The following is a 20,251-nucleotide window of genomic DNA, read 5'->3' as shown; positions in this document are numbered from 1 at the left end:
AGCCTTTTTACTAATAATATAGTATTAGTGGCACAAATTAAGCAAACTACAGTCTTTTTCGCTAGATGTCCATATCGAGTTCTCATTAAGAATTAGTTGCAATGAATCAATAGATTGTTGCAGCAACATCACCTGAACGGTTGCTTCGAGTTGTTGGCTCATACTGCTTAAGATTTCTATATCCAACTCGGTCAGCACTTTATCAGACATTTTGCTGTCGGTATAAATAATTCCCACCACTTTATGCTCATAAAACAGTGGGATGCAGGCTAAAGCAGCAATTTTTTTCAGTTCAATGCTTTTACGAGCACTTAACAGTTCATGGCATGAAACATCCATGGCAACCACGTTTTGTCCGCTTTCAAAACAACGTGTTATCGCGCCAACACTGCCTTCAAACTCTGATAGTTTAAAATCATTTCGCTGCATACCATGGGCAATACTCACATTAAGTGAAGCTAACGTATCGCCAAGTAAGACGATACCGCGTTGAGTGCCCGTTAACATGATAATATTTTGCAATTGTTCAGAGAGATTTTGTTTTAAATGCTCGGTCAACGGTATTGAAGTAGGTGTTTGGCTACTCGACAACCGCCATGCATTGTGAGTAATTATCGCATCAACTTGTTTTGACGACTTAGTTTCAAAAAGACAATCGAGTTCGCCAATAGAAATAATCGCGTCATCTTTTAAAGTAGAATGGGTAATGGCTATACCATTAACTTTAGTGCCATTACGACTGCGCTCATCATCGAGTTGCCAAATTTCGTTTAAATGGGCAACTTTAGCATGCTGGCGAGAAACTGTTGGGTGATCAAGCAACAACTCACATTCGTGAGAACGCCCTAAACGGTAACCATTATCTTCATAAAGAAAACTTTCTATCGCTGGTTGGTCCGGATAACAAATTGTAATTTTAGCTGGCATAAGATCACCCTTAATTGAACACTATTTTGTCGATGCTATTTGATTAATCGCAAGCTGAACCGTAAGGTGTTGGCATAAGCCATAAGCTCGCCAGCAACATTATGAATATCTCGACTTGAACGCCAAACATCAGGAATATTTATACCTTTATTATCATTAATACGGCGATTAAAGTCATTAAGCTTACTACTCGCCATATGGTAATTGTTCGACAAAATAAGTTGGTTAATTTCATTTACATCTTGCAGTAACATTGAAAAAACCGCTGCATTTATTTTGGATGAAAAATCATTAAGTGCGGTTTGTAAATCGTTAAATTTTTGGTTAACAACAACCAACGGAGCCCGTAAATCGGCAACAATAATAAATTGTGAGAAACGCCCTGTTGAACCACGTGTTCTATAGCTACCGGCACCCATAGTCATAGTGATATCTTTAAACTCACCATTAAGTGGCGCTTTAAAGAATCGCAGCGGTGTACCCGCGGTATATTCTAAATTATGCGTATGTAAATCAACCGAAGCTAATCCTGAAAATGAAAAACCACTGTTCGCCAAAGGCTCAATGGTAATCATCATTGGAAATGCTGCAGAGGGAGAGATATTTAAGCCATCGGGTAAACGGTCAATAAAATCTAATGAGGTAACGTCAATAATTTCTGCCGTTAGTCCTAAACTCTCTTTCGTTAAACCAACTGCATTTTCAAATTGTAGAGTCATATCGGCAGAAATATTGCCTGGTAAATGAATAACCGCCTCGACCTTATTACCTTGTACGTTGACTGACACCGATTCAGAAGCGAATGAGATTGTACTGACCAACATAGCTGTTGATGTTAGTACTAAAGTAAGTAGCTTTTTTATATGCAACATATTTTGTCCTCTGGGTAGTAACCTGACAATGTCATCAGATTATTTTTTACACTGTTCTAACTAGAACCTACGTTGATCTACGTCAATTAGCAAGTTCTATGGTGCTTTTACTAACAACAAAACCAAGCCTAGTAAGGTTGGTTTTGTTATCGATGTTAATTATATAAATGTTAATTGTTAACAGTTATTTACGTAAATATCCATCATATAATCGACTAATGATAATGGCATAATCTCCACGCTTAACAACGCTGGCTGGTTCAAAGTATGCAACAACAGTTGGCGATAGGTCATAAGGTCCTTGTTCAATCGCGAAACGAACCCCGATTAATGACATATCTATTGCAGCCTGCACATAACTTTTTAGCGCTTCATTAATATCGCTTGAGTCCCTAATAGCAATACGTTCACCGTTATATTCAACGGTTATCTCACTACTAAAGTCTTTAACTTGTCTTTCTAATCCGAGTGCCTGTACCAGTGAATAAGCTAACTCTTGTTTATTCACCTTAGCGTGTGGTTGAAAACTATCACCATTAGAGATCATCACCGGTGCTTGGTTTTGTACTCGATCTTTAAGTGCTGAGCCAGTTTCCGTGACGGCATCAACAAAAGGTGCGTGTTTTGCGTTAACATCTGTAAAGACGGTTTTATTATCATTTAAGAAGCCACGGTGCTGCCTAATTGACATACCCATGACTAAATATTGCGCCAGCTCTTTACGTCTTAACTTAGCATCAGGACGATAAGATTGATCGTTTTTACTATCAACTAAACGCTCACTGACCGCAAATTCAATTGCTTTTTCTGCAGGATGTCCGGCAATGTCGTTTAACCCCTCGTAGCCACCTGAGGTTAAAATCGAAATATCACCTTCGATATATTCAGGAATACCAGGACCATTAGTGGTACCTGTTGGATCAGCTTGTACACCTGATAAAGAAGTGATGCCAAAGGCAGATAGTTTCCATTTCCCGGTTTGTGCTGGTGCAGAAACTCGCATGGTGCTACTTAGCACAGGCGTTGTTAAGTTACCAAAATAGACGGTACCGTCTGGAGCTTCCAATTTAAGTTTAACCAGATTGGCCAATGTTTCAGACGAAGCACTTATCCATGCGGCATCATCTTGAACGTTAAATAGATGGACTTCAGGTTCACCTACTGGGGTAAATAAAACGCTAAATGGCTCAGGTGCTTCATCATCAATAATAATCGCATTGGCATTAAATGTATTGAGATTGTTCACCGTTGCACTGTTTTGTTCGTTATAACCTAGGGCTCCAGCAACTGCTGCATATGCATTGACATGACCCGCGCCCACTTCCCAAGATTGGTAACCGGGCATATTAGTAGCGGTTTCTTGAAGAATAGTTTTTATTTGTAAATTGGTTAAATTGGGATTAGCTTCCCACATCAAGGCAATAATACCGGCAACATGAGGCGCTGCCATCGAAGTGCCTGAAATTCTTGTGTAAAATGGTAAGTATTCGTTTTCAATCACGCCAATATCATCGGCACCGCCATTAGAAGCGATATTGGTTTTAGCACGAGTCGAAATAATATCAACGCCTGGGGCAACAATAGTCACTTCATTGATATAAGTCCAAGCTGAACCGTCTGGCATACTAAAATTACCGTTTTCACCACGTTTACCACGCGATGAAAAATCGATTAAATCGCCTTGCTTGGTACTTGCACCAACAGAGATACCCCATGGAATTTGAGCATATGGATTATGCGTGTCTTCGCCTGAACCACTATTACCGGCAGCAAATACCGACATAATACCCATTCTGTGAGCTTTATAAGACGCTAAAGATATTGGACCTGCAGAGTCATATTTACCACTAGAGCCCCAAGAGTTACTCATCACTCGAATGGGCGAGTTAAAATCCCAAACGTGGGTAATAGCATAATCATAGCCGCCCAGCGCATCTAAAATAGAAAGACCCGCGCCCGAGCCATAACCAATAATATCAGCGCCAGGCGCCGCACCTTGGTATTTGCCGCCAGACTGAGTCCCCCAACCGCCGACAGTACCGGCACAATGTGTTCCATGACCAACATTTAAGTCAGTGTTACGTTGACCTTCTAGCCACATACCGTCAAAACCTGTTAAGGAAAGCGCTTGAGCATGGGTAACGCCTTGCACATTTTCAATCACTTTAACGCCATATTCTAAATCATCTAATGTTGCATCGATACCTGAATCATTAACAATAACGGTAACGCCCTTACCCGTGTATTTCATGCCATTGTTACTATCGAATGTGCTAGATTGCAGTTTTTCTACACCTGTTATCTGACGTGCTTCAGCATTATAATATTCTAATGAACGGTTAGCGAATATCGAACGAACACCTGGCATTGCCGCTAAGTGATTAATCTGACTGGCGTTTGCCATCACACCAACAATAGGTAGTGATTTAAACTGTACACCTTGAGTTAAACCAAGGTTTAATAAGCTTTGCAACTGGGTAGTTGTTAATGCATCAAGTTGATCATAGGAAACAACAACCATAGCACTGTCCGTTACTGTCATATTTTGTAATTGTTGCTCTAATTGAGAACCAATTACTGCAGCTGCGGTTGCACTTAGGCTGATACCTGCGATTGACATGGTTAATGCCATGTTCTTTATTGTTGCCTTCATACTTTATATCTACCCGTCTTTAAAAGTGTATTTTATTTACGCTATTATTTGACTAGATTTTGGCAAATAAGACCATCGGGAACAGCCCCTACTTTATATAAGGGAAAACCCCTAGTCGTTAATTTTCCAGATAAGTCATTAAGGAGATTTAAGCGGCGTTCTGTTTTAGCACAGCCATTTTATTCACCCTCTTAATCCATACGCTAATAAATGGCTTTGGTACTTTTAAACACCAAGCCACTACATCTGAAATAACATCACTTGAGACTTAATCAAGCGGACCGTTCAGTCATCATTTTTCTGGTGACCTAAGCTCAAATCAATCCCACTAATGACTCAACCATAAAGCGCTCATCTAACTAATCTCTCGCAACAACAATCGTTTTTTTAAGGATTGTACTTGTAAGGAAGGTAATACCATTACTGTTTTATTGACTGCTTGTTAAAGGTATATGCCTAATATCAGCGCTCATTTATGATGCATTGATTACTTACTCTGTTTTTGCACTCTATGTGTGCGTAATCGTCATTGTGTTGTGCACTAAAAGTCATCCGCGCAAGAGAAATAACAATAAAAGCTTTTAAAACAATGTGATAGATAAAGTAATAATGATGGCACTACCTTTGCTCTACGTAACTCAATCAATGATGAGTATTAAATAAACCTGCTTATTTAATTGACTCAATTTTAGGAGTGGTACATGAGCGGTCAAGAAGGTCTCAATATATTTTCATTCAAAGGTAAGATGAAAGCATTACATATGAGTTGGATAGCGTTTTTCATTACGTTTGCTGTTTGGTTTAACTTTGCTCCCTTGGTGTCAGTTATTGCTGATTCATTAGGGCTAACAAAAGCTGAAATAAAAACATTAATGTTATTAAACGTAGCGTTAACTATTCCAGCACGTGTTGTCATTGGTATGCTCACCGATAAATACGGTCCGCGCTTAACATTCGCGGTTTTGCTTGGTGTCTGTAGTATCCCTTGTTTTATGTTTGCGCTTGCAGATACGTTTGAACAAGCGGCACTTTCGCGCTTCTTAATAGGTTTTATTGGTGCGGGTTTTGTTATTGGAATCCGTATGGTTTCTGAATGGTTCCCCGCTAACGAATTAGGGACGGCTGAAGGCATTTATGGGGGTTGGGGTAACTTTGGTTCAGCCGCTGCTGCCATGTCACTACCTACACTAGCATTAGCCTTTGGTGGTGAAGATGGCTGGAGATACGCCGTTGCTTTTACCGGTGTATTAAGCTTGGTTTTCAGTGTTGTCTGGTATCAAAACGTAACGGATACACCTAAGGGTTCAACGTATTTCAAACCTAAACAAACAGGTGCAATGGAAGTGACCTCAACGGGCGACTTCTTCTTATTACTCGTTATGAAAATTCCTATGTATGGCGCTTTAGCTTTACTCACCTGGAAATTATCACCTGCCGGTGTCAGTTTATTAACAGAACAAAGTGCCGTCATTGCCTACATTAGCTTAGTGGTTTTGTTTGCCATTGAATTAAAACAAACCATTAAAGTAAACGGTCACTTATTTTCAAAACCGGTCGAAGAAATTCATCGTTACGAATTCAAGCAAGTGGCTGTGTTAAATGTGCTTTATTTTGCAACTTTCGGTTCTGAGTTGGCCGTTGTTTCGATGTTACCATTATTCTTCGCTGAAACATTCGAATTAAGCATGGTGTACGCAGCGATGTTAGCCTCTACTTATGCATTTATGAATTTAATGTCTCGTCCTGGTGGTGGTTGGCTATCAGACAAGTTTGGCCGAAAGAAAACCTTATTAATTTTAACAGCAGGTTTAGCTGTGGGTTATTTTTCCATGTCTGAAATCACCGGAGAATGGCCATTAGCCCTAGCAGTAGTAACAGCTATGGCTTGTTCTTTTTTCGTGCAAGCGGGTGAAGGAGCTGTATTTGCAGCAGTCCCCTTAATTAAACGTCGTTTAACGGGACAAATTGCCGGTATGACAGGCGCTTACGGTAACGTGGGTGCGGTGGTTTACTTAACCGTATTAACTATGGTTGATTACTCGACTTTCTTTATGGTGATTGCCGCTACCGCTGTGGTAGGCTTTATTACATTACTCTTTATGGTAGAGCCAAAAGGCACAATGACTGAGGTACGTGAAGATGGCACAGTTGAATTAATTAATGTCGGTCACTAAGCTAACATGACTGTTATCAATACAGACAAGCAAACGCTCCAAAGCACGGTTGTAGATTTACAACTATGCTTTGGTGGTTTTTCTCATAAAGGTTTAAAGGCAGAAAACCAAGACGCTTTTGCTGCTATTGTGCCAAAAAAGCTTGAATTACGCGCTAAAGGCGCGGTTGTGGCGATAGCAGATGGAGTATCGAGCGCAAGTAAAGCCGCTGAAGCTTCACAACTTGCGGTCACTCAATTTATTCAAGAGTATCTTGCTACGCCCGAAACATGGTCTACACAGAAATCTGCCGCTAAAGTATTAAGCAGTTTAAATAACTGGTTGTATTCACAAAGCGGATTTGTTGATGCTCTAGTTAATCAAGACTCGCCTCAATGGCTAACGACTTTTTCAGCGCTTATTGCTAAATCAAACACCGGTTATATTTTTCATGTTGGCGATACCCGTATAACAAAATATCGCCAGCAACAATTAGAAATTATAACCCGTGATCATAATCGTAAACAAATAGGGCAACAGGATTTATTAACACGCGCATTAGGTGCTGATAGCCATTTAGAAGTTGATGTTTATCAAGTCGATTTACAGGCAGGAGATTTATTCATGCTAAGTTGTGATGGTATTCATGACTTTGTTAGTAAAGCTGCTTTTAAAACACTCTTTGATTCATTGCCGTTATCACCCAATAAGTCTGACTTAGAAGCTCTTTCTGAAAAAATTGTTGCCACCGCACTTGAGCGCGGTAGTCATGACAATGTAACCTGCTTACTGGTTTATATTGACGCGATACCGAATCGGAAACTGGCAGAAATTGAACGCGACCTGAGTTCAAAAGCGATCCCTCCGGCATTAAAAGTTGGTCAAAAGCTTGATAATTACCTCGTTAAAAAAATAATACACGCCAGTATTCGTTCACACTTGTATTTAGTCGTCGATGTTAAAACAGATAAGCCTTATGTGTTAAAAGCACCCTCTGCTAACTTTTCAGATGACGCCTTTTATTTACAAGGTTTTATGCGGGAAGCTTGGGTGGGAGAACGCATTAAACACGTTAATGTCATGCGTGTATTATCTGCTAAAAAAGACAGCCAGTTTTTATACCATGTATGTGAATACATTAAAGGTCAAACCCTGGGTGAATGGTTACATGACAACCCTAAACCTAGCATTGCGCAGGTCCGCGATATAATGAAACAAGTGATCGGCGCATTACGATCATTTCAACGTTTAGATTTAGTTCACCGCGACTTAAAGCCCGACAATATTATGATCGATGAATATGGTCAAATTAAATTGATTGATTACGGCACCGTATTTGTCGCTTCACTTGATGAAAACCAAGAAACAATAAAAGAACAAGTGCCACACGGTTCATTAAATTACATTGCGCCTGAAACCTTATTGCATATGCAAGCTGATTATCAAAGTGACCTATTCTCATTGGGGGTTATTTGTTATGAAATGTTATCTGGTGAACTTCCTTACAAACCAATGCAACGTGCTGAAGTCACCATTAAAAATTATAACGACATACAATATCGTAGCATTAAACAGTTTCGACCAGAGCTGCCCTTGTGGTTAGATTTAAGCCTTCAAAAAGCAACAGCTGCAGACCCAAGACAGCGCTATAGAGCCTTTTCAGAATTTTTTAGTGATTTAAATAAACCGAGTTCATCTGCCGTTGAAGAATACAAAAACCAACCCTTGTTAAAGCGTGATCCTATCTTTTTTTGGCAATTAGTATCAACCTTATTGTTTATTGCCTTGATGGTATCTTTAATTAATTAACCCGTTCCCCTTTGCACTTACCGCTGATGATTATGGTGCACACCTCTGGTGCGTTGATGCCTTCACTGCAGTGCAAAATCGCTGTTACAACTCACACCTAAATAACTATCTGACTGAATTTATTGAGAAAACTACTTGGTTCGTTTATTGCTAATAACAAATCATTATCTAATTCTGCTAATACAGCAGTAATTTAAAGAAGTAGGGTTCCAAAAATGAGTACACAACCTCAGAAGATCGTCGTCGTTGGTAATGGCATGGTTGGCCATCACTTTGTTGATGAAATGGCGAAACATGCCGGCTATGAAATTACCGTTCTATCAGCTGAAGACCGTTTAGCTTATGACCGCGTTCACTTATCAGAGTACTTTTCTGGAAAAACTGCTGATGATTTAGCCATGACTACGCCAGCATATTACAACGAAATAGGCGTTAATTTTTTTACCAACGCAAAAGTCACTGATATTGATAAAGCTGCAAAAACTGTTACGACTGAGTCGGGTGACATTTTCGCTTACGATAAATTAGTTATGGCGACAGGATCATACCCCTTTGTTCCCCCTATTCCAGGTAAAGAACGTGACCATTGTTTGGTTTATCGTACTATTCAAGATTTAGAAGACATTCAAGCGTCAGCTAAAGCGGGTAAAGTTGGTGTGGTTGTTGGTGGGGGGTTATTAGGTTTAGAAGCCGCTAACGCCCTTAAAGAACTAGGCCTGCAGACACACGTTGTAGAGTTTGCCCCACAATTGATGGGTGTGCAATTAGACAAAGACGGCGGCGCTTTATTGCGTTCAATGATCGAAGGCATTGGTGTTCAGGTACATACACAAAAAGCCACCAATGAAATTGTCGACGGTGAAGAATGTGTTCACCGAATGAATTTTGCCGATGGAACACATTTAGAAACTGACGTCATCTTATTCTCAGCCGGTATTCGCCCCTATGATAATTTAGCACGTGAATTTGATTTAGCGGTTGGCGAGCGAGGCGGCATTGTGGTTGATAACAACTGTAAAACCTCTAACGAAAATATTTACGCTATTGGTGAGTGTGCTTTGTGGAATAACTTTATTTTTGGCTTAGTGGCGCCAGGTTACACTATGGCTAAAGTGGCCGCCGATAACATTATTGGCGGTGAACAGCAGTTCACTGGTGCAGATATGAGCACTAAATTAAAATTAATGGGTATGGATGTAGGATCGATCGGCGATGCTCATGGCCGTACTCAGGGTTGTAAAAGCTACGTCTATTCAAACCAACCTGACCAAATTTATAAAAAAATAGTGGTCAGTGCCAATGGTAAAGAATTAATAGGTGCGGTTTTAGTCGGTGATACCAGTGAATACGATACCTTATTGCAATACGCATTAAATGGTATTGAATTACCAGAAAATCCTGACGGTTTAATTTTACCCAGCTCAGGCGAAAAACCTACCTTAGGCGTGGATGCTTTACCTAATACTGCAACTATCTGTTCATGTTTGAATGTCACCAAAGGCGATATTATTGCTGCTATTGATTGTGGCGCCGTTGATGTCGGTGAAGTAAAGTCTTCAACGAAAGCAGGAACAGGCTGTGGTGGTTGTGCCGCCTTATTGAAAAAAGTAACAGATCACGAATTAGAAAAACGTGGGGTAGAAATTAGCACTGACCTTTGCGAACACTTTGCTTACAGCCGTGTTGAGTTATTTCACATTGTGCAAGCAGAACAAATTAAAACCTTTGACCTGTTAATAGAAAAACACGGTTCAGGTCTAGGCTGTGAAATTTGTAAGCCAGCAGCAGCGTCTGTTCTCGCTTCGGTGTGGAACGATTACATATTAAAACCCGACCATGTATCACTGCAAGACACCAACGATGTCTTTCTAGGTAATATGCAAAAAGATGGGACTTATTCTGTCGTTCCCCGTATGCCAGGCGGTGAAGTAACCCCAGATAAGTTAATTGTTATTGGTGAAGTCGCTAAAGAATATAACCTATATACCAAAGTAACAGGCGGCCAACGTATCGACTTATTCGGCGCACGTGTTGACCAATTACCGGCGATATGGAAACGCTTAATTGATGCAGGTATGGAAACTGGTCATGCCTATGGTAAATCGTTACGTACGGTTAAATCTTGTGTTGGCAGCACTTGGTGTCGTTACGGCCAACAAGACAGCATGGCAATGGCCATTTTCTTAGAAGATCGCTACAAGGGCTTGCGTTCTCCTCATAAAATTAAGTTTGCGGTTTCGGGCTGTACACGCGAGTGTGCTGAAGCACAAAGTAAAGACATTGGTATTATTGCTACTGAAAACGGCTGGAACTTATACGTCAGTGGCAATGGCGGCATGAAGCCTCGCCATGGCGACTTATTCGCGACTGATTTAGATGATGAAACCTTAGTGAAATATATCGATCGTTATTTAATGTTTTATGTGCGCACCGCAGATCGTTTAACCCGTACTTCTGTCTGGTTAGAAAACCTAGAAGGCGGCTTAGCCTACATGGAGAAAATAGTTAAGGACGATCACTTAGGGATTAATGCTGAATTAGAAAAGCAAATGCAAAATGTTGTTGATACCTATCAATGTGAGTGGAAAACAACCATCGAAAGTGAAGAGCAATTAAAGCGTTTTCGTCAGTTTGTTAACTCTGACACTGTCGATGGCAACATCGAATTCGTTACTGAGCGTGATCAAATTAGACCCGCTCAAGGTGATGAGAAAAAATATGGCGTTCAAATTCAAGCCGTTGATTTAACACCTTCATAAATACGTTTACGAATAAGGAAAATAAAATGACAACAGAAAATAGCTGGCAAACCATTTGCTCAACCAGTGATTTAATTAAAAATTCAGGTGTTTGTGCATTATTAGCAAACAAAGAACAAGTGGCTTTATTCCAAGTAGGCAAGGACACCGTTTATGCTATTTCTAACTTTGATCCCTTTGGTAAAGCAAACGTTTTATACCGTGGTTTAATTGGTGAAACTAAAGGTAATATTTACGTTGCTTCACCCTTATTAAAACAGCGCTTTGTTTTAAATTCAGGAGCCTGTTTAGATGATGATACCTTAGCGATTAAAACCTACGAAACACGAGTTACTGATGGAAAGTTAGAAATATTTGGTTAAGGATTTCATCCTTTATTTTCATAAAAATCCTAGCAAAGTCAACAATGCTGGGATTTATATTTTTTTACCATTCATCATTAAATTTAAGCCTAATATGACTCACTTAGCATCGGCTACAAAAATGTCAGCATACGCGAAGATTAGTTATCCCAATCCTACATGCTAACGTGTTTAAAACAGTTAATACTGGAAGAGGTTATTTTGGTGCATCTCTGCATCAAAAACTAATAAAAACGAGTATAGAAAACAAAAGTAATAACTTAACCAATTGATATTAAATAAATTAAACTTCTGGTGTGAATTATGCTTTAATATTCTAAATATACTTAATTCTTGATTTTAATTTGAATAAATTGAAAAATAAAACCTTGTCTTTGCCTAATAAAAATACCATACATCAGGATGTTCCTTCAGGATTAAAAGTATTGCTTGCCGAAATAAACCATGCAAAAGCAAAGGTATTAATGAGCGTACTGATAAATGAGCAATATGATATCTATCATGTTGCTCATTCTGGCGTACCTTTATTAAGAGATGTTAAACAGCTAAACCCAGACGTTATCATTATTGATATAGAATCTCCAAACAGAGATATGCTTGAAAACCTTAATAAAATTTCTCAATTCGCCCCTAAACCTATCGTAGTTTTTTCAGAACAACAATGTGCCAATACTACCATTAATCAGATGGTCAAATCAGGGGTTAGTGCTTATGTGGTAGGGGAAGTTAACCAAACAAGAGTGAAGTCAATTATTGATGTGGCTATTGCGAGATTTGAGCTTTTTCAAGGACTAAAACAAGAACTTGCTGACACTAAACAAAAATTGTCTAGTCAGAAAAGTATCGATAAAGCTAAACGTTGGTTAATGGAAACAAAACAACTGTCTGAAATAGATGCGTATCACTTCATTCGAAAAATAGCGATGGATAACAGCCAAAAAATGGATGATGTTGCCAAAAATATCCTTTCTGTTGCTAGCATTTTTTAGATATTTAAAGACGTGTTAAAAAATTGTAGAGAATATCAATTATGCTTAATATTGAAAAAAAAAATATAACCCTTGGCTTTATGCCATTAACAGATAGTGCACCCTTAGTCATTGCTCATGAAATGGGATTTTTCGAAAAATGGGGGCTTAACGTAAACCTAACCAAACAAAATTCTTGGGCCACATTAAGAGATAAATTGCATAGCGGAGTTATTGACGCCGCCCAAATGTTAGCCCCTATGCCCATTGCCTGTAACTTAGGTTTACACAGACAAAAGTCAACCGTGATTGCCCCTATGATATTGAGCCGTAACGGTAATGGCATCACGTTATCGACTAAACTCTACCAAAAAATATTATTACAACACAATACCAATGAGATCAGTATGCCATTTTCGGCCAATATATTGAGACATGAAATAGAGCAACGAAAAAAAGAAGGTAATAAATTAACCTTCGCTGTCGTTTTTCCTTATAGCTGTCATCATTATCAACTTATTGAATGGCTAAAGAATAGTGATATCGATCCATCAGACATTAATTTATTAATTGTACCTCCTTCAAACATGGTGCCTTCTATGCATTCAGGGGATCTTGATGGATTTTGTGTCGGTAGTCCTTGGAATGCTAAAGCGGTTCGAGAAGGTGTTGGCATCACAGGTGTTACTTCTTCTGACTTATGGGAAGATTCACCTGAGAAGGTGCTTGGATTAATGTCTGATTGGCAAGTTAAGCACCCAGAAACAACATTTGCCTTAATATCTGCTTTATATGAAGCATGCCAATGGCTTGAAAATATTCCCAATCGCTTTGAAGCAGCGAGGTTATTGAGTCGTGCAAAGTATTTAGACACACATATCGACGTAATTGCGCCTTCATTAATGGGAAGTTGCCTAACCCTTAACAATACATCACCACGTAAAGTAGAAAGTTATCAACAATTTTCGACATTAGGTGATCCCACATTCAATAGGCCAGCACATCATTACGGTGAAAACATTGCCAAATTAATGCAAGCGTGTGGGCACATAAACAGACAACAAATAACGGATCTAGACATTGCTTCGATCTACAGGGAAGATATTTATCAAGCTGCTATATACAAGAATAAGTAGAGCCCTTATTAAAATGGAGTATCTGCCTGCAGCTCTATAGACACCAAAATAGTGCAAATACTTATCACTGTTGGAGCAAAATATTTAATCATAAACACATAAAACAAAGTAAACCACTGATTTTAAATACAATTAATAAATGGCACTAATTGTGCTTCATAGTTAATAGCGTTTTCATGTTCATTCAATCAACAGCGGTTGTTTTAACGATAAAGTGAAAATTGACTCAAAACTTATTTCGTTAAAACTAATCGCACTGCAACGACGTAGTCATTGTTAGTTTGGCATTGAAGCCCACAGTACTCGGATTGTATCCGAAGTACTGTGGGCTTTTTTATTTGGAGAAAGGTATGTTGAAAACAACTTTAAAAAATGAATATAAAAAATTATGCCGTACTGTAATTGCAGGACTATGTATTTCTGGCTCCCTACTGACTTCGTCTTTACAAGCAGCAGAGCTAGGCTACCCAGAAAAAGAAGAACTTAAATTTGGCTTTATTAAATTAACTGACATGGCCCCCATCGCGATTGCTTATGAAAAAGGCTTTTTTGAAGATGAAGGACTATACGTCACGATTGAATCACAAGCGAACTGGAAAGTATTGCTTGATGGCGTTATAGATGGTCGTTTAGATGGTGCTCACATGCTTGCTGGCCAACCCATTGCAGCAACGATTGGTTACGGGACTAAAGCTGAAATCATCACACCTTTTTCAATGGACTTAAATGGCAATGCGATTACTGTTTCTAATGAAATTTGGAAGCAAATGAAGGTCAATATTCCTAAGCAAGCCGATGGAAGACCTGTTCATCCGATTAAAGCGGATGCCTTAAAACCTGTTGTAGAAAAGTATCTTGATGAAGGTAAACCTTTCAACATGGGTATGGTGTTTCCAGTGTCGACACATAACTACGAGTTACGCTATTGGTTAGCGGCTGGTGATATTCATCCTGGATTTTACGCTCCTCATAAAGGTGATACATCAGGAAAGATTGACGCACAAGTGCTGTTGTCAGTAACCCCTCCTCCACAAATGCCAGCCACAATGGAAGCCGGCACTATTTATGGTTATTGTGTAGGTGAACCTTGGAACCAACAAGCCGTATTTAAAGGCATTGGTGTGCCGGTCGTTACCGATTATGAAATTTGGAAGAACAACCCAGAAAAAGTATTTGGTATTACTAAAGCCTTTGCTGAAACATACCCAAATACCACCATTCGTTTAACACGCGCACTAATTCGTGCCGCTAAATGGTTAGACGACAACAATAATGCTAATCGTCCAGAAGCAGTGAAAATTTTATCTCAGTCAAACTATGTTGGTGCTGATTACGACGTTATCGCAAACAGCATGACAGGGACTTTCGAGTACGAAAAAGGTGATGTGCGTTCAGTACCTGACTTCAACGTATTCTTTCGCTACAACGCCACTTACCCTTACTACTCTGATGCTATTTGGTATTTAACACAAATGCGTCGTTGGGGACAAATTAGCGATGACAAACCTGATAGTTGGTACAAAGATATTGCCGCACAAGTTTATCGTCCTGATATTTACATGGCTGCAGCGCAATCATTAGTTGATGACAAGTTATTGTCTAAAAGCGACTTTTCAGACTTAGTCGGTGAAGACGGTTTCCGTACTCCTCAAAAACACTTTATTGACAACATTGTTTATGACGGTACTCAACCAAACGCCTATATAAACAAGTTTAAAATTGGCCTAAAAGCTGGTGACAAACTTTAGAACCTTGTCGTATTTTAGCCAGTACTTTACTGAGTAGTTATGCGCCGTCAATTAACTGGCAGCGCATAAAGGAGAACAAAAATGACGGCTGTAATTAATAAAAAAACATTAGGTATTGTGCCAATGAGTAATAACAAAATAATCGGGTCCTTTATTTCAGAAAAGGCACAAGCGTTGATATTACCTATGGCCGGTATCTTCTGTTTTATGCTGCTATGGTCGTTTACGGCAAGTAGCATTGATACTTCGCTCGGAAAATTCCCTGGACCCAGTGCAGTGGCTACTCAAGTAGTTAATTTAATTGATGAGCATAATGCTGAACGCGACAAAGAAGATGCTTTTTATATTCGCCAGGACGTACGAAATAAAGTGCGTATGGCAAAAGATCCAAGCTATCAAGCTAAAATACGAGTTTATACTGGTAAAGAAACATTTTTAGACCAAATATTCACCAGTTTAGTGACGGTAATTAGTGGCTTTTTAGTGGCTGCTGTTGTTGCTATTCCCTTAGGTATTGCCATTGGTTTAAGTAAAAATTTAAATACGGCAATAAACCCTATTATACAAATTTTTAAACCCGTATCTCCTTTGGCTTGGCTACCGATAGTAACCATGGTAGTCAGTGCACTTTATGTATCCCCTGATCCTATGTTTGCTAAATCATTTATCACCTCTTTAGTCACAGTCACTTTATGTAGTCTTTGGCCTATGGTCATCAACACTTCTTTCGGTGTGGCCTCAATAAATCAAGACTGGGTAAATGTCAGTAAAGTATTAAGCCTGCCTAAACACGTGCATATTCAAAAAATTGTTTTACCTGCTTCCATTCCTGCCATTTTTACTGGCATGAGAATGTCATTAGGTATTGCTTGGATGGTACTTATTGCAGCTGAAATGCTGGCACAAAATCCAGGGTTAGGAAAATTCGTTTGGGATGAATTCCAAAACGGCAGCTCGCAATCTCTTAGTCGCATTATGACCGCAGTATTAACCATAGGTCTTATTGGCTATATGCTTGACAGAACCATGCTGCAACTGCAAAGAATGTTGTCTTGGGACAAATCAAGCTCACAACTTTAGCCAATATAGGATTAAGGAAATCACATGAGTATTATTTTAGACATCAGCAAAGTAGATATGGTATTTCCAACCCCTAAAGGCGACTTTACCGCGTTAAAGGGTGTTGATTTACAAATCAAAAAAGGTGAATTCATTTCACTTATAGGTCATTCAGGTTGTGGTAAATCAACCGTATTGAATATTGTTGCCTGTTTGCACAGAGCAACATTAGGTGGCGTATTATTAAATAACAAAGAAGTAACAGAACCCGGCCCTGAACGTGCTGTTGTTTTTCAAAACCATTCATTATTGCCTTGGTTAACCGCCTATCAAAATATTGAGTTAGCGGTAAAACAAGTTTTCAAAAATAAAATGTCTTCAAGCGAAATGAAAGAATGGATCGAACATAACTTACGTTTAGTTCATATGGATCATGCAAAAGACAAACGTCCTGACGAAATTTCGGGCGGTATGAAGCAACGTATTGGTATTGCCAGAGCCTTAGCAATGAAACCAGAAGTACTTTTGATGGATGAACCTTTTGGTGCGCTCGACGCTTTAACGCGAGCTCATATGCAAGACTCATTAATGGAAATTCAGCAAAAGCTTAACAACACCGTCATCATGATCACCCATGACGTAGATGAAGCTGTTTTATTATCAGATCGCATTGTCATGATGACCAACGGGCCAGCCGCGACAATAGGCGAAATATTAGACGTCAACTTACCTCATCCAAGAAACCGTTTAGCGCTAGCAGAAGATGTTGAATATAACCGGTTGCGCTCAGCTGTTTTAACTTTTTTGTATGAAAAACAAAGAAAAGTTGAAGTTATTCCTACAGCTAAAACAACTGAAAAAGCTGAAGTAAAACAAAAGACGTCCAGTGTTGCTTAATACATTTCGCTAAATTGAAAAATTATAAAAATAATTTAAAAAACTTTAAGGGATAAACCATGAAAAACGTTGATAAATTCTCAAAAATTACGGCAGTGATTTTGTTAGCAAGTGCCAGTGCTTCAGCAACAGCAAATAGCGAGACTAAAGCTAAGGCCAGTATAGATTTAAACTTGCGATATGAAACAGTTGATCAAGACAATACCAAAAAAGATGCCTCAGCGTTAACGCTAAGAACTCGTCTAAATTACACCAGTGCTAGCTACAATAATTTTACCGCAGTTGTTGAATTTGAAGACTCACGCCAATTGGCGGGTATTAACAAGTATAACGATGCCGTGGGTAATAATACTGAATATTCTGTTATTGCCGATCCAGAAACGACTGAATTAGACCAAGCTTATGTGCAATACAAAAAAGATGGGATCACCGCTAAAGTCGGTCGCCAAGTACTGACCTTAGATAATCATCGTTATGTTGGGCATGTAGGATGGCGTCAAGATAGACAGACATTTGATGCCGCGACCATAACTTATGACGCATTAGACAATGTAAAAATGAGCTATAGCTACATTAATAAACGTAATCGTATTTTTTCCAATGAAAAAGATTTTAATGCAAAAGACCATTTACTTAACCTCGCCTACAAAACCAGTTATGGCAAACTAACTGTTTACAGCTATCTCTTAGAAGTTGATGAAGGAACCGCTAATAGCTTAGATACTTTCGGGGTGAGTTTTAACGGTAAAAAAGACAAGTTTTCATATTCAGCCGAATTTGCTACTCAAGATTCAGAAAGCGGCGCAACTGACTACTCTGCAAGCTATATGGCCATAGAAGGTGGCTATAGCTTTGATGCGCTAACCCTTAAATTAGGTGCAGAAGTTCTGGGCAGTGATGATTCAATGGTTGGGTTTTCAACACCACTGGCGACACTGCATAAATTTAATGGTTGGGCAGATCAGTTTTTAGGCACACCAAAAGAAGGCTTGGTTGATCTTTATGCCTCTGTGTCAGGTAAAGCATTCGGCGGCGGTTGGACAGTGACAATTCATGATTATTCTGCTGATGAATCAACCGATACGGTTGATGATTTAGGCAGCGAAATTAATGCCGTTTACGCGAAAAAATTCGCTAATAATTATAAGGCAGGCTTAAAGTATGCGGCTTATTCAGCAGGCGATTCTACTGCTGGTAAAGTTGATACCGATAAAATCTGGCTTTGGGTAAGTGCAAATTTTTAGCTATCCAAAAACACTTATAATGATAACGCTCTACAGGTTTGTTAAGCGTTATCACAAATTGTAACCCCATGTCACTATTGCAGCAGGTAAATAAAATTAGCTCAAGTAACCAACAAATCATAGAGAAACAAAAAGTTGTCGTGGTCGGTAACGGCATGGTCGGTCACCACTTTGTTGAGCAATTGGCTCAATTGAACACAGCTGTTCAAGCCATTGAGATAACCGTTTTGTCAGCAGAGCCTCGCCTTGCTTATGACCGTGTTCACCTTTCAACATACTTTAGCGGTAAAACAGCGGCAGATCTGGCCATGGCTGACGAAAAAACTTACCAAGATTGGACGGTAAATTTTCAAACTAATGCCAAAGTTGTTGATATCGACCGCAGCAATAAGCATGTTGTCACGCAAAACGGCCAAGTTATCGCTTATGACAAACTCATCTTAGCCACTGGCTCTTATCCTTTTGTACCGCCTATTCCAGGAAAAGACCGCGAGCATTGTTTGGTTTATCGCACCATAGACGACTTAGATAAGATTCAGGCCAGCGCAAAGGTCAGTAAAGTAGGGGTAGTTATCGGCGGTGGTTTACTCGGCCTTGAAGCTGCAAATGCGCTAAGTCACTTAGGCTTAAAAACCCATGTCGTAGAATTTGCGCCACAATTAATGGGGGTGCAAATTGATGCGGGTGGCGGTCGCTTATTAAAAGAAAAAATTGAAGCTTTGGGTGTTGAGGTGCATACATCAAAAGCCACCAGCGTAATTGAAGACGGCGAAAACTGTCGTTACAAGCTTTGTTTTAGTGATAATACCGAGCTAGAAGCTGACCTTATTTTATTCTCCGCAGGTATTCGCCCTTATGACAACCTAGCCAAGTCATTCGCACTTGAAATGGGAGAACGAGGCGGTATTGTGATTAATAACCACTGCCAAACTTCAGATAAAAATATCTATGCTATTGGAGAATGTGCCCTCTGGAACAACTTTATTTTTGGTTTAGTGGCGCCGGGTTATCAGATGGCTAAAGTGGCGGCAAAACATATTATGGGTGAACAAGCCTTGTTTACCGGTGCCGATATGAGTACTAAATTAAAACTCATGGGGGTTGAAGTAGGATCAATAGGTGATGCACATGCAAAAACAACCGGGGCAATAACTTATACCTATCAAAATCAACCGGCGGGCGTTTACAAGAAAATTGTTATCTCTAATGATAAAAGCAAAATGCTTGGTGCGGTATTAATTGGTGATACCCGTGAATACGATACGTTATTGCAATATATGCTTAATGCCATAAATTTACCGGCATCACCCGAAGCGCTGATATTGCCTTGGTCAGGTGAAAAGCCAACATTAGACGTTGGTGCACTACCTGATAGCGCCATTATTTGTTCATGTCATCAGGTTACAAAAAGCCATATTATTAGCTCAATCGATCAAGGAGCTTGTACCCTAGATGATATTAAAATTTGTACTAAAGCCAGTAGCGGATGTGGCGGTTGTAGCGCTTTATTGAAAAATCTGGCTGAGGCAGAATTTGCAAGCCGTGCTGTGAAAGTTAAACAAGATATTTGTCTAAATGTCATCGAATAAAATTCGAACATAAATAAATAAACAAAACATCCCATATAAAGCGGGCTGTATATCATTCTCTGTTTTAAAGGTAAA

Annotated in this window: 13 protein-coding genes and 1 pseudogene; 11 read left to right on the top strand and 3 right to left on the bottom strand. The window is 39.3% G+C overall.

Annotated elements, in window-relative coordinates; translation table 11 throughout:
* Positions 1 to 24: 24 nt before the first annotated feature.
* The 3 genes from H4J67_RS01240 to H4J67_RS01230 form a co-directional block, all read right to left on the bottom strand.
* The gene (locus tag H4J67_RS01240; protein ID WP_182202635.1) at positions 25 to 927 is read right to left on the bottom strand and encodes an FHA domain-containing protein; all 903 of its coding nucleotides are present in this window, start codon (positions 925 to 927) and stop codon (positions 25 to 27) included.
* A 35-nt stretch (positions 928 to 962) separates the two neighbouring features.
* Positions 963 to 1,799 (bottom strand): DUF6689 family protein, encoded by an 837-nt coding sequence (locus H4J67_RS01235; protein WP_182176206.1) that lies wholly within the window; start codon positions 1,797 to 1,799, stop codon positions 963 to 965.
* Between the two features lie 184 nt (positions 1,800 to 1,983).
* Entirely contained in the window at positions 1,984 to 4,452 is a 2,469-nt protein-coding gene (locus H4J67_RS01230) for a S8 family serine peptidase (protein ID WP_182176207.1), read from the bottom strand.
* Positions 4,453 to 5,153: 701 nt separating this feature from the next.
* On the opposite strand from H4J67_RS01230, the gene H4J67_RS01225 reads away from it, so the two are divergent.
* The 11 genes and pseudogenes from H4J67_RS01225 to nirB (H4J67_RS01175) form a co-directional block, all read left to right on the top strand.
* On the top strand, positions 5,154 to 6,626 hold the full coding sequence (locus H4J67_RS01225; protein WP_182176208.1) for a NarK family nitrate/nitrite MFS transporter: 1,473 nt from the start codon (positions 5,154 to 5,156) through the stop codon (positions 6,624 to 6,626).
* A gap of 6 nt (positions 6,627 to 6,632) precedes the next feature.
* Complete coding sequence (locus H4J67_RS01220) at positions 6,633 to 8,414, top strand: bifunctional protein-serine/threonine kinase/phosphatase (protein WP_182176209.1); 1,782 nt, start codon at positions 6,633 to 6,635, stop codon at positions 8,412 to 8,414.
* Between the two features lie 215 nt (positions 8,415 to 8,629).
* Positions 8,630 to 11,173, top strand: coding sequence for a nitrite reductase large subunit NirB (gene nirB, locus H4J67_RS01215; RefSeq protein ID WP_182202633.1), 2,544 nt, complete (start codon positions 8,630 to 8,632; stop codon positions 11,171 to 11,173).
* 26 nt (positions 11,174 to 11,199) lie between these two features.
* Complete coding sequence (nirD, locus tag H4J67_RS01210; RefSeq protein WP_182202631.1) at positions 11,200 to 11,535, top strand: nitrite reductase small subunit NirD; 336 nt, start codon at positions 11,200 to 11,202, stop codon at positions 11,533 to 11,535.
* A 344-nt stretch (positions 11,536 to 11,879) separates the two neighbouring features.
* Positions 11,880 to 12,524, top strand: a complete 645-nt coding sequence (locus tag H4J67_RS01205) for an ANTAR domain-containing response regulator (RefSeq protein WP_220463340.1) — start codon at positions 11,880 to 11,882, stop codon at positions 12,522 to 12,524.
* 41 nt (positions 12,525 to 12,565) lie between these two features.
* On the top strand, positions 12,566 to 13,639 hold the full coding sequence (locus H4J67_RS01200; protein WP_182202629.1) for a CmpA/NrtA family ABC transporter substrate-binding protein: 1,074 nt from the start codon (positions 12,566 to 12,568) through the stop codon (positions 13,637 to 13,639).
* A 350-nt stretch (positions 13,640 to 13,989) separates the two neighbouring features.
* Positions 13,990 to 15,387 (top strand): CmpA/NrtA family ABC transporter substrate-binding protein, encoded by a 1,398-nt coding sequence (locus H4J67_RS01195; protein WP_220463341.1) that lies wholly within the window; start codon positions 13,990 to 13,992, stop codon positions 15,385 to 15,387.
* Between the two features lie 123 nt (positions 15,388 to 15,510).
* Positions 15,511 to 16,467: an ABC transporter permease gene (locus H4J67_RS01190; RefSeq protein ID WP_259368452.1), complete on the top strand. Its 957-nt coding sequence runs from the start codon at positions 15,511 to 15,513 to the stop codon at positions 16,465 to 16,467.
* Between the two features lie 24 nt (positions 16,468 to 16,491).
* Positions 16,492 to 17,343 carry an ABC transporter ATP-binding protein gene (locus H4J67_RS01185; protein ID WP_182176214.1) on the top strand — a complete coding sequence of 284 codons (852 nt, stop codon included), beginning with the start codon at positions 16,492 to 16,494 and terminating at the stop codon, positions 17,341 to 17,343.
* Between the two features lie 59 nt (positions 17,344 to 17,402).
* On the top strand, positions 17,403 to 18,587 hold the full coding sequence (locus H4J67_RS01180) for an alginate export family protein (RefSeq protein ID WP_182202626.1): 1,185 nt from the start codon (positions 17,403 to 17,405) through the stop codon (positions 18,585 to 18,587).
* A 68-nt stretch (positions 18,588 to 18,655) separates the two neighbouring features.
* Positions 18,656 to 20,158: pseudogene (nirB, locus tag H4J67_RS01175) on the top strand (nitrite reductase large subunit NirB); the annotation flags it as partial.
* Between the last annotated feature and the right edge of the window lie 93 nt (positions 20,159 to 20,251).

Origin of the sequence: Colwellia sp. BRX10-4 (assembly GCF_014077465.1) — a bacterium.
GTDB lineage: Bacteria > Pseudomonadota > Gammaproteobacteria > Enterobacterales > Alteromonadaceae > Colwellia_A.
The sequence above is the reverse complement of the archived record's forward strand: the minus strand, read 5'-3'. Positions and strand labels throughout refer to the sequence as shown.

Bases quoted from the DNA above. Each gene is read 5' to 3' on its own strand.
- H4J67_RS01180 (WP_182202626.1), top strand. From the start codon at position 17,403: ATGAAAAACGTTGATAAATTCTCAAAAATTACGGCAGTGATTTTGTTA.
- H4J67_RS01200 (WP_182202629.1), top strand. From the start codon at position 12,566: ATGCTTAATATTGAAAAAAAAAATATAACCCTTGGCTTTATGCCATTA.
- H4J67_RS01190 (WP_259368452.1), top strand. From the start codon at position 15,511: ATGAGTAATAACAAAATAATCGGGTCCTTTATTTCAGAAAAGGCACAA.
- H4J67_RS01225 (WP_182176208.1), top strand. From the start codon at position 5,154: ATGAGCGGTCAAGAAGGTCTCAATATATTTTCATTCAAAGGTAAGATG.
- H4J67_RS01220 (WP_182176209.1), top strand. From the start codon at position 6,633: ATGACTGTTATCAATACAGACAAGCAAACGCTCCAAAGCACGGTTGTA.
- H4J67_RS01235 (WP_182176206.1), bottom strand. From the start codon at position 1,799: ATGTTGCATATAAAAAAGCTACTTACTTTAGTACTAACATCAACAGCT.
- H4J67_RS01230 (WP_182176207.1), bottom strand. From the start codon at position 4,452: ATGAAGGCAACAATAAAGAACATGGCATTAACCATGTCAATCGCAGGT.
- H4J67_RS01195 (WP_220463341.1), top strand. From the start codon at position 13,990: ATGTTGAAAACAACTTTAAAAAATGAATATAAAAAATTATGCCGTACT.
- nirB (WP_182202633.1), top strand. From the start codon at position 8,630: ATGAGTACACAACCTCAGAAGATCGTCGTCGTTGGTAATGGCATGGTT.
- H4J67_RS01240 (WP_182202635.1), bottom strand. From the start codon at position 927: ATGCCAGCTAAAATTACAATTTGTTATCCGGACCAACCAGCGATAGAA.
- H4J67_RS01185 (WP_182176214.1), top strand. From the start codon at position 16,492: ATGAGTATTATTTTAGACATCAGCAAAGTAGATATGGTATTTCCAACC.
- nirD (WP_182202631.1), top strand. From the start codon at position 11,200: ATGACAACAGAAAATAGCTGGCAAACCATTTGCTCAACCAGTGATTTA.